Below are 10,161 nucleotides of genomic sequence, written 5' to 3'. Positions count from 1 at the left end.
AAATGAGTCCAACTTTATGGGGTCACTTCATTATGCAGGCTTTTTTTTAGCAATTAATTAAAGTCTGAAGGAGTAAAGCGGTACTCGGTCAGGCAATAATCACAGGTCATCAGAATTTCGCCTTCCTCGGCTAAAATTTCTTGAATTTCTTCCGGGCTCACTGAAGCTAGCGCTTCTAATGTGCGTTCACGCGAGCATCCACAAACAAAACTCACGGTTTGCGATGGGTATAAATGCACTTTCTCTTCGTGGTACAAGCGGTGCAACAACTGCTCGGCGGGTAACGTATAAATTTCTTCCGCGGTAATGGTGTTGGTCAGAGTGGCCAGGTGTTCGAACCCGGTTAAGTCCCTTCCTGTTGCGGGCAGGCGCTGTAACAACATACCTGCGGCGTGTTCACCATCGGCATATAACCAAACCCGGGTGTGTAATTGTTCCGACTGTTCGAAATAATTTTCGAGCATCGCAGCAATGGAATCGGCATCCGCACTAACAACGCCCTGATAACGTTCACCGGTATCCGGGGTTAAGGTAATGACTAACTGACCTTTTCCTATCATCGATTGTAAATCAGTCGCACCAAGCTCGGATTTTAATCGTGCTATGCCTCTTAACTCTTGATTATGATTGCCATTAACGGCAATAAAGTTAAGCGGGCCATCCCCCTGAAGCTGTACAGCAATATGTCCCTCAAACTTCAGGGTAGCGGTAAGTAGTGATACGGCAGCCATCATTTGTCCTAATAGTTCCTGCACCGGAGCGGGATACTTGTGACCCCGTATCAGGGTTTGATAACTGCTGGTCAACTGAACAAGTTCACCGCGCACATCGTGCTCATCAAAGGTGTAACGTGACAATTGATCCGTTGGGTATTCCATGGACACTCCTATTTATTGACAACGGGCGGTTTACTCACCACTGTCTTTCATTCTGATAAGCTGACGGCGCTGTTTTTTATCCGGCCGTCCTTCCGGATGCGGATTATACAATGCATTGAGTTTTCTTGCTTCCGCATTTTGTTCGCGCTTTTCAATGCTTTGTTCAGTTTCCTGATAGAGCAACTGGGCTTCACTGGCACTGCGGCGCTGCTCACTCAGAGCCAGTACTTCCACTTCTTTAGTGTCGAAGCCCTGACGCAAAGTAATCACAGAACCAACCTGTACCGTTTTAGAGGGCTTGCTACGTTGCCCGTCATACTGTACTTTGCCTGATTGAACCATTTGCCGGGCAAGTGCTCTGGTTTTATAAAACCTTGCTGCCCAAAGCCATTTATCCAGACGAATGGGACTTTCTTTTCGAGTTTTTGTCATAAAAACGCAACGAATTCGTTATAAACTTTGTGTTAATCGATTGTTGACTCATGTCGCCTGCGCTAGAATGCATGAATCGTCTTTTGTCAGTGTAACAAGAATAAGAATAAAGTGACTGCCCGACTTCAACAAATAATTACAGATGCTCAAATGTGGCGCCGGCTAATGCAGGCGCTAACGGCTTTCGCCTGGTTTTTGGTTGCGGTGTTGCTCGCCCGTTTCACCTGGTCTTTAGTGAGCCCGGCTGAACCAGAGGGAAGCGCGGCGTTGCCTAAAGTCACAGTGGATGTTGCTGCTACCAGCAACGCAGACTTAAGCACGTTAACGTCGTTAAATTTATTTGGTGCAACGGACCAGGATAATCGCTCTTCGAATACCCGGAATGCTCCTAAAACATCATTAAATGTTCGCCTGATAGGTGTTTCTGCCAGCTCAAATCCAGAACGTTCAGCTGCGATCATTCAGCAAGGTAGTCAGCAGCAAACCTATATTGTTGGCGAGAACTTGGGCAGCTCCTCGGTCACGGTGGAAGAGATTCACGCTGACCGCGTCATTCTTGACAATAATGGACGCTTAGAAACTTTGCAGATGGAAGATATTGGTGAAGACCGACCTGCGTTGGCGCTTATTGTTGATGATTCAGAAAATAATGAAGAAACGTCGAATTCAGTTGATAACAATGACGCGAATACCGTTGATGATGTCACAGTAGAGCAGCAGTTGGCTGAGGTGGCCGATAACCCATCGTCTTTACTGGATTACGTAAGCATTTCGCCAGTTCAAAGTAATGGTGAACTGAAAGGGTACAAATTAAATTCAGGCAAGAACCCCGAGTTATTTCGGGACGCAGGATTCCAAAACGGTGACTTGGCAGTGGCTATAAATGGCTACGATCTGACTGACATGGAGCAAGCAATGCTGGCCAGTCAGGAACTGTCAGAACAAGAACAGGTCATTATTGAAATTGAGCGCGACGGTGAACGGATGGAGCTGTCGTTTGAGCTACCGGTAAAACAGGATAATTAATATGACAGTGGCAAAGAGTGGCTTAAAAGCATGGCTGGGAGCCCTGGGGTTGGTGTTAACTCTTACGAGCGCGCCATTAAGCAGCGAAGAGTATGCCGCCAGTTTTAAAAATACTGATATTAACGAATTTATTCAGGTCGTTGGTCGTAATCTTGAAAAAACCATCATTATTGATCCGAACGTCAGGGGCAAAATTGATGTTCGCAGCTACGATGTCATGAATGAAGAGCAGTACTATCAGTTTTTCCTTAATGTTCTCGAAGTTTACGGGTTTGCTATTATTGAAATGGAATCCGGCGTGCTTAAAGTTATTCGCGACAAGGATGCCAAAACCTCTTCATTGCCTGTACTAGACAGAGAGACCAGAGGCTCAGGGGACACCATGGTCACCCGGGTGGTGCCCGTTGAAAACGTATCCGTACGAGAGTTAGCTCCCTTATTACGTCAGTTAAATGACCAAAGCGGCGGTGGCATGGTAGTGAGCTACGACCCCTCCAACGTCATTATGATGACTGGCCGTTCTGAGACGGTACAACGGTTGGTTGAAATTATTGAGCGAGTGGATCAGGCCGGCGATCAGGATGTTGATATGATCAGCCTGGAGTACGCATCCGCAAGTGAAATTGTTCGTATTGCTCAATCGCTTTATGAAAAGAATAACGAAGGTGTGCCCGCGTTATTGATCCCAAAAATTGTTGCTGACGAGCGCAGTAATAGCGTTATTGTCAGTGGCGAACCGCGAGCCAGAGCTCGTGTCGTTAAGTTGATAAAACAGCTCGATCAGGACTTAAAAACCGAAGGTAACACGCGCGTTTTTTATCTTAAATATGCGAAGGCACCTGAGGTTGTCGAGGTATTAAAAGATGTCAGCCGGTCTATCCAGGCGGAAGTTGAACAGCAATCAAGTACTGGAAATAATACACAACGTCGTCGCAGTAGCGGTGACGAAACGGTCAGTATCAGCCCTCATGAGCCAACCAACTCGGTCGTGATTACGGCACAAAAGGACATGCTGGCATCGTTGGAGAAAGTCATTCGTGACTTGGATATTCGTCGTGCCCAGGTTCAGGTCGAAGCCATCATTGTTGAGATTATGGAAGGTGACAATGTTAACTTTGGTGTGCAATGGATTAGCGAAGACGGCGGTATGGTGCAGTACAACGATGGTAGCCAGGTTCCCATTGGCAGTCTGGCAGCGGGCGCTTACCAGGCTCGTGAAAGACCCGGCACCACGACCACTCGAATAACCGACGGTGGGGTTGAAGTCACCACTACAGAACCTGATGAACCGGGTGACATTTCTTTGCTGGCGGAATTACTCGGCTCGGTCAACGGAATGATGTTCGGCACCATCAAAAATGACTGGGCTGCGGTGGTACAAGCCGTTACTCAGGATTCCCGTTCAAACATTCTGGCCACACCCAGTATTGTCACTGTTGATAACGAAGAAGCGAGTTTTCTGGTGGGTCAGGAAGTCCCCACTATTAGCGGCTCGACCACGGGTGATAACAACGATAACCCGTTCCAGACCGTTGACCGCACCGAAATAGGTATCAAGTTAAAAGTCACGCCTCAGATTAACGAGGGTGACGCTGTGCAAATGACGATAGAGCAGGAAGTTTCCAGTTTAAGTGGCGCAACGGCCGTTGACGTTATTATTAATAAGCGTGAACTGAAAACCACCGTCATGGCAGATGACGGCGAAACGATTGTTTTGGGTGGCTTAATTGATGAAGACGTGCAGGAATCGGTATCCAAAATTCCTTTATTGGGTGACATTCCGTTTATCGGTAAATTATTCAGCTCAACTTCAACTTCTAAGCAGAAGCGCAACTTAATGGTCTTTATTCGCCCAACGATAGTGCGTGATGGTAACCGCATGCGCGAACTGAGTTCAGCTAAGTACAATTATATGCGAGCGCTGCAGTTAGATGAGCGCGCCCGTGGCATTTCTCTGATGCCAACAGAGGATTCGCCGCTACTCAACGACTGGGACAGTGAGTTGACCCTTCCGCCTGGTTTTGACGAGTACCTGGACAACCAGGACAAAGATGAGGCGGAGACACAAACCAACGGGCAAAAAAATGACTGAAGCCAGTGCGATTGCAACAACCCGGTTACCTTTTAGCTTTGCTAAACGCTTTGGTGTTGTAGTAGAACACGGCGAGCCTATGGTTTTGCATTGTCGTGCAGGCATTTCAGCGGCAGCATTGCAAGAAGTCAGACGCGCTTTAGGGCAACCGGTTACCCTACAGGAACACGCGGCTAGTGACTTTGAAAGCCTGTTAACCCAGGCTTATCAGCGCGATTCGTCAGAAGCAAAGCAGTTGATGGAGGACATCGGTAACGAGTCCGATCTGTTCTCACTGGCGGATGAACTGCCGCAAACGGAAGACTTGCTGGAGAGTGAAGACGACGCGCCTATTATTAAACTGATTAACGCGATGTTGAGCGAAGCAATAAAAGAAGGCGCTTCTGATATCCACATTGAGACCTTCGAAAAAGCCTTGCTCATTCGTTTTCGCATTGATGGCGTCTTGCGTGAAGTGTTGCGACCAAACCGTAAATTGTCTTCCTTGCTGGTGTCGCGGATAAAAGTCATGGCGCAACTGGATATCGCTGAGAAACGGGTGCCTCAGGATGGGCGTATTTCTTTGCTGATTGCTGGTCGTGCGGTAGATGTGCGGGTGTCTACTATGCCGTCGAATCATGGCGAGCGAGTGGTGTTGCGTTTATTGGACAAAAACAACGCAAGACTGAACCTGACTGAGCTGGGAATGACCGATGCTAACCGCAAAATTTTCCAGGAACTGATTTACAAACCACACGGCATTATTTTAGTGACCGGGCCGACTGGCTCGGGTAAAAGTACGACTTTGTACGCAGGCCTCAGCGAGATTAACTCTAAAGACCGGAATATCCTGACCGTCGAGGATCCGATAGAGTACGCCATTGACGGTATTGGTCAGATGCAGGTTAACCCCAGAGTGGATATGACGTTTGCCCGAGGTTTACGGGCTATTCTGCGACAAGACCCCGATGTGGTCATGGTTGGTGAAATCCGTGATGTTGAAACGGCGCAAATTGCGGTGCAGGCATCGTTAACCGGTCATTTGGTTCTTTCTACTTTGCACACCAATACAGCCGCTGGTGCTATAACGCGCCTGGAAGACATGGGGGTTGAACCGTTTTTGCTGTCGTCCAGTCTGTTGGCTGTGTTATCGCAACGTTTGGTGCGCACACTTTGTAGCGAATGCAAGCAACCTCATCAGCCAGATGAGGAAGAAAAAAATATGTTGGGGCTCGCCGCTGCAGACGACACTATTATATATCGTGCCGGTAGTTGTGAGCATTGCAACCAAACAGGGTACCGGGGGCGTACGGGGATTCACGAACTGTTGGTGGTGGATGACCATGTTCGCGAACTGGTTCATAACGGCCACGGCGAACAGTCTATTGAAAAGTACATTCGTCAGTCGACTCCCGGTATTCGTCAGGACGGTTTAGCAAAAGTACTGAAAGGCAAAACAACGCTGGAAGAAGTGCTGCGGGTTACCCGCGAGGAGTAAAGGGTGGCGGCATTTGAATACCAAGCCGTTGAAGCTAACGGCAGAAAGAAAAAAGGGGTACTGGAAGCCGACACGGAGCGCCAGGTACGACAGTTATTGCGTGAAAAAGGCTTAATGCCTTTAACCATAGTGCCGGCAGCAGATCAGGACAGAAAAAAAACCTTACAGCCGCGCTTCGGGCTGCCTCAGCGTAAAGTAAAAGCGCAGGATTTAGCCTTAATTACGCGCCAGTTATCAACGCTAGTAAGCTCGGCCCTTCCTATTGAGCAAGCCTTGTTGGCGGTCGCTGATCAGACAGAAAAACCACGTCTGAAAAAGCTACTGATGTCGGTACGCAGTAAAGTGGTCGAAGGTTACGGCCTTGCCGAGGCGATGTCAGAGTTCCCCGGGGTTTTTGATTCGCTGTATACAGCGATGGTTGCTGCCGGAGAAAAGTCCGGACACTTAGACACAGTGCTTGACGAGTTGGCAAACTACACGGAACAGCGGCAGCATATGAAAAGCCAGCTAACCCAGGCGCTTATCTATCCGTTAATGCTGACTTTGGTTGCTGTTGGTATTGTGGTCTTTCTGCTGGTTTCTATTGTGCCGCAGATAGTGGATAATTTTTCCACTATGGGCCAGGAGTTGCCGCCAACCACCTTAGCCATGATAGCCATTAGTGAATTTTTGCAAAATTGGGGGCTGTGGTTACTGATTACGCTGGCAGCGGTGTTGGTTGTTTTCAATCAATGGCTAAGAAATGAAAAGAACCGCCTGAAATATCATCGTAGACTGTTAAAACTTCCGATGCTGGGTAAGGTCATAAGAGGGGTCAGTACCGCCCGTTTTGCCCGCACTCTGAGCATTCTGACTTCTTCAGCGGTTCCTTTACTGGATGGATTGCGCATAACTTCATCAGTGATTGGGAACTTAGCGATAAGACAAGCCGTTGATGAAGCCGCCGACCGCGTCCGGGAAGGTTCATCAATGCGGGGCGCATTGCAGGAAACGGGCTTGTTTCCACCGATGATGCTGCACATGATCGCAGCCGGTGAAAAGTCTGGTGAGCTAGAACAGATGCTGAAACGCTCAGCAGATAACCAGGACAGAGAATTTGAAAATTTGGTATCGGTTAGCTTGAAAGTGTTTGAACCGGTGCTGATTGTGACAATGGCGGGCATCGTATTCTTTATTGTACTGTCTATCATTCAACCCATTTTACAATTAAATAATAGTGTAGGGCTTTAGCTATGAGACGTAATCAAACAGGTTTTTCATTGGTCGAAGTCATGGTGGTCATTGCCATCATCGGTATTTTGGCGACCATGGTGTTACCCAATGTTCTGGGTAATCAGGAAAAAGCGAATGAACAAAAAGTTATCGCTGACATCGTTGCGTTAGAAAATGCGCTGGCGCAGTATCATTTAGATAACGGGATGTTTCCGACGACAGAGCAGGGGCTTGAAGCCTTAGTGAATGAGCCGAACATGGATCCGCAGCCACGCAGTTATCGCAGCGGCGGTTATATTCGTCGTTTACCACAAGACCCTTATGGCAATGACTACTTATTGCTAAATCCTGGTCAGTATAGCGACGTTGATATTTTCTCTCCGGGGCCGGATGGTCAGCCGGGTACCGATGATGATTTTGGCAGTTGGATGATTGGCAACAACGACCGTGATCAATAAGCGTTGTCAGTTTGGTTTTACCTTAATTGAAGTCATGCTGGTGATGGCCATTCTTGGCCTTATCGCCAGCGCCGTTGTGTTTACCCTGCCGGGCGGTGAAAGGGGCAAAGACTCGCCTCATAATGCCGCAATCACCTTACGTCATCAGCTAAATTATGCCCGCGAATACGCAATGGTCAGGCAACAGCCTATCGGATTAAAATTCCACGAGGACGGGTATCATTTCCTTTTTTGGAAGGACGACGAATGGTTGGAGGACAGCCCGCGTGGTTTGCGGGCTCAAGAAACTGAGTGGCCGCTGCGCTGGCGCTTTAGCAGCCGCGGGCTGGAAGTTCTTGAACAAAATGAATCATTGAATAGCGGTTTGTTTTCGCAAGAAAGTGATGAAGATAAGCCGGTGCCCGATATTTTGATTCTCCCTAGTGGTGAAATGACATTATTCAGTGTCCATATTGAACATTTGAATGACCCTGAGGCGGAACGTTGGTTGATTGCAGAAAATAGCTGGTTAATCAGTTTATCCGCAGAGGCTCCGGAGTAACTATGCGTATTCTGCGGGGCTTTACCTTAATTGAAGTGATGGTGGCTTTATCGGTTTTTAGTCTGGCGGCGTTGGCCGCTTTACAGGCGGCCAGTGGCCACCTGACCGGGCTGAGCGCACTACAAGACAAAACCTTTGCTCAATATGTTGCTTCTAACCGATTGGCGGAGCTGTCTATTGAGAATCGCTGGCCACTGGAAAATGGTCGGAACGGCGAGCAAAAGCAGGCGGGCGTAACTTGGTACTGGCAGCAAGAGGTGACCGAAACGGTAACGCCAAATGTGGTTGCAGTAACCGTGAAAGTGAAGAAAAGTGAAGATGGAAGAGAGCACTTTCGGCTAACCCGCTATGTGCGCAAACCACATGCTGCAGGAGAGACCGGTAATGCACGTTAACTCGGCGGCTAAGGGATTTACCCTGGTGGAAGTTTTGGTGACGATGGTGATCTTTGCGATTATCGGTATTGCCAGCTTTCAGGTTCTGAACCAAATGGTGAGTACTGAGGAGCAGTCGCAACAGCAACGCGAGCAATTAGAGCGCCTGCAGTTTAGTCAGTTACTGATGCAGCAGGATATTCGTCAAATGGTGGCTAAACCAACACGACCTTCCGGCACAGACGTTATGCATCAATATCTGAGTAATGATTCGGGCTATTTTGATTCAGATGGCGGGGTCCTGGCGTTTGTCAGAAGCGGCTTCGATAACCCGGGTAATATGATGCCCCGCAGTGAGTTGCAACCCGTTGTTTATCGGATATGGGATGGCAGTTTACAGCGGGTGACACAAACATTTGTCAATGACCGCGCAGCTGACCCGTCTGTGCAGACGTTATTAGAGGATGTGAATGAGCTCTCCTTTCGTTTTTACCGCAGTGACACCGGCAGCGATGTTAATCAGGGGTTAGAACAAGGCTGGAGTGAGAACTGGGAAAGTGAAGGTGACTTACCCAAAGCGATTGAAGTGACTATTCGCAGTGAAACCTTTGGCACCATCAGGCGGGTGTTTCTGATTGCCGGTGGCGTTCAAGCGGCGCAGAGTAATACCGGGGGCTCGCAACGTGCGAATTAACTTAAACCAGTCATCACAAAAAGGCGCTGCGTTGATAACGGTGTTACTGGTCATTGCTTTAGTGTCTGTTATTGCCGTTAATTTAGGCGGGAAATTACAGTTGCAAATAACGCGCATGGGTAACTTACAACAGGCTGAACAGAGTTACTGGATGTGGTTAAGTGCCGAGGATGTGTTAAAAGAAGTGCTTCAGCGCGAATTGGATGAAAACGACGGTGTGGCCCACCGGGAACAGAACTGGGCCGGTCAGAACGGGCCTTTTCCAGTAGAAGGCGGGCAAATTGCTGCGCGGGTTAACGACCTGTATAGCTGTTTTAACTTGAACAGTCTGGTTTCAGACTCGGAAGATCCCGGTACTCTGGAGAAAAGAAAAAGGCAGTACAAAGCTTTATTACAGGCGCTGGATATTGATAACTATCAGGCCGAAATTTTAACCGACAGTCTGGTAGACTGGCTGGATGAAGACAGTCAGCTGTCCGGGAGTAATGGTGCCGAAGACCCTGACTACGAAAGCTTACCCAAGCCTTATTTAGCTGCCAATAGTCAGTTAATGGAGCTGAGTGAGTTAAGAATGGTACGTGGCTACAGCGCTGAAATAGTAAATACCTTAAGTGACTCTGCCTGTGTCATCCCTAACGAGACGGACTTAAAAGTTAATATTAACACTCTGGAGCAAGAGCAGGCGGCGGTATTAACGGGGGTCACAGAAGGTAAGTTAGCACTTGCTGACGCTGTGGAACTATTAAATAACCGGCCGCCGCAGGGCTATGAATCGAATGAAGAAATAGCAGAGTTGGCGGAGCTTGAAAGTGTCCGCTCTGAGTTAAATGGTGAACTGTCAGAACTGACGGTAAACAGTGAATACTTCCAACTGGTAGCAATGATCCAGTGGGGGGAAGTAGAAATGAGAGCACGCTCGGTATTACATTTAAATGCAGGTCGAGTACAGACATTGTACCGGGCGATGGGAGACTAGT

Annotated in this window: 11 protein-coding genes; 9 read left to right on the top strand and 2 right to left on the bottom strand. The window is 48.3% G+C overall.

Annotation, left to right across the window (positions count from 1 at the left end):
* Positions 1 to 53: 53 nt before the first annotated feature.
* Together hslO and hslR are read right to left on the bottom strand one after the other, a co-directional pair.
* Positions 54 to 878, bottom strand: a complete 825-nt coding sequence (gene hslO, locus CWI78_RS12135) for an Hsp33 family molecular chaperone HslO (RefSeq protein ID WP_126783059.1) — start codon at positions 876 to 878, stop codon at positions 54 to 56.
* Positions 879 to 908: 30 nt separating this feature from the next.
* A complete protein-coding gene (gene hslR / locus CWI78_RS12130; protein ID WP_126783058.1) occupies positions 909 to 1,310 on the bottom strand; it encodes a ribosome-associated heat shock protein Hsp15 in 402 nt (133 codons plus the stop codon).
* 150 nt (positions 1,311 to 1,460) lie between these two features.
* On the opposite strand from hslR, the gene gspC reads away from it, so the two are divergent.
* From gspC to gspK, 9 genes are read left to right on the top strand one after another with little or no spacing between them, the layout of a single operon-like run.
* A complete protein-coding gene (gspC, locus tag CWI78_RS12125; protein WP_126783057.1) occupies positions 1,461 to 2,336 on the top strand; it encodes a type II secretion system protein GspC in 876 nt (291 codons plus the stop codon).
* Between the two features lies 1 nt (position 2,337).
* Positions 2,338 to 4,428 carry a type II secretion system secretin GspD gene (gspD, locus tag CWI78_RS12120; RefSeq protein WP_126783056.1) on the top strand — a complete coding sequence of 697 codons (2,091 nt, stop codon included), beginning with the start codon at positions 2,338 to 2,340 and terminating at the stop codon, positions 4,426 to 4,428.
* Positions 4,421 to 5,905, top strand: coding sequence for a type II secretion system ATPase GspE (gene gspE, locus CWI78_RS12115; RefSeq protein WP_126783055.1), 1,485 nt, complete (start codon positions 4,421 to 4,423; stop codon positions 5,903 to 5,905). The genes gspD and gspE overlap by 8 nt, the downstream gene beginning before the upstream one ends.
* Before the next feature lie 3 nt (positions 5,906 to 5,908).
* Positions 5,909 to 7,135, top strand: coding sequence for a type II secretion system inner membrane protein GspF (gene gspF / locus CWI78_RS12110; protein ID WP_126783054.1), 1,227 nt, complete (start codon positions 5,909 to 5,911; stop codon positions 7,133 to 7,135).
* Between the two features lie 2 nt (positions 7,136 to 7,137).
* Complete coding sequence (gene gspG, locus CWI78_RS12105) at positions 7,138 to 7,575, top strand: type II secretion system major pseudopilin GspG (protein WP_126783053.1); 438 nt, start codon at positions 7,138 to 7,140, stop codon at positions 7,573 to 7,575.
* Positions 7,550 to 8,116, top strand: a complete 567-nt coding sequence (gspH, locus tag CWI78_RS12100; RefSeq protein WP_244213124.1) for a type II secretion system minor pseudopilin GspH — start codon at positions 7,550 to 7,552, stop codon at positions 8,114 to 8,116. Before gspG ends, gspH begins: the two co-directional genes overlap by 26 nt.
* Positions 8,117 to 8,118: 2 nt before the next feature.
* On the top strand, positions 8,119 to 8,511 hold the full coding sequence (gene gspI, locus CWI78_RS12095) for a type II secretion system minor pseudopilin GspI (protein WP_126783052.1): 393 nt from the start codon (positions 8,119 to 8,121) through the stop codon (positions 8,509 to 8,511).
* Positions 8,501 to 9,184 (top strand): type II secretion system minor pseudopilin GspJ, encoded by a 684-nt coding sequence (gene gspJ / locus CWI78_RS12090; protein WP_126783051.1) that lies wholly within the window; start codon positions 8,501 to 8,503, stop codon positions 9,182 to 9,184. The genes gspI and gspJ overlap by 11 nt, the downstream gene beginning before the upstream one ends.
* Entirely contained in the window at positions 9,174 to 10,160 is a 987-nt protein-coding gene (gspK, locus tag CWI78_RS12085; RefSeq protein ID WP_126783050.1) for a type II secretion system minor pseudopilin GspK, read from the top strand. The genes gspJ and gspK overlap by 11 nt, the downstream gene beginning before the upstream one ends.
* The last annotated feature ends 1 nt before the right edge of the window (position 10,161 follow it).

The organism is Idiomarina ramblicola (assembly GCF_003987255.1).
GTDB classification, from domain to species: domain Bacteria; phylum Pseudomonadota; class Gammaproteobacteria; order Enterobacterales; family Alteromonadaceae; genus Idiomarina; species Idiomarina ramblicola.
This window is presented reverse-complemented; position numbering and strand designations above follow the sequence as displayed.

What these genes read in the sequence shown, in the direction of transcription:
- gspI (WP_126783052.1), top strand. Translation starts at nt 8,119, where the DNA reads ATGCGTATTCTGCGGGGCTTTACCTTAATTGAAGTGATGGTGGCTTTA.
- gspD (WP_126783056.1), top strand. Translation starts at nt 2,338, where the DNA reads ATGACAGTGGCAAAGAGTGGCTTAAAAGCATGGCTGGGAGCCCTGGGG.
- gspE (WP_126783055.1), top strand. Translation starts at nt 4,421, where the DNA reads ATGACTGAAGCCAGTGCGATTGCAACAACCCGGTTACCTTTTAGCTTT.
- hslO (WP_126783059.1), bottom strand. Translation starts at nt 878, where the DNA reads ATGGAATACCCAACGGATCAATTGTCACGTTACACCTTTGATGAGCAC.
- gspG (WP_126783053.1), top strand. Translation starts at nt 7,138, where the DNA reads ATGAGACGTAATCAAACAGGTTTTTCATTGGTCGAAGTCATGGTGGTC.
- hslR (WP_126783058.1), bottom strand. Translation starts at nt 1,310, where the DNA reads ATGACAAAAACTCGAAAAGAAAGTCCCATTCGTCTGGATAAATGGCTT.
- gspC (WP_126783057.1), top strand. Translation starts at nt 1,461, where the DNA reads ATGTGGCGCCGGCTAATGCAGGCGCTAACGGCTTTCGCCTGGTTTTTG.
- gspJ (WP_126783051.1), top strand. Translation starts at nt 8,501, where the DNA reads ATGCACGTTAACTCGGCGGCTAAGGGATTTACCCTGGTGGAAGTTTTG.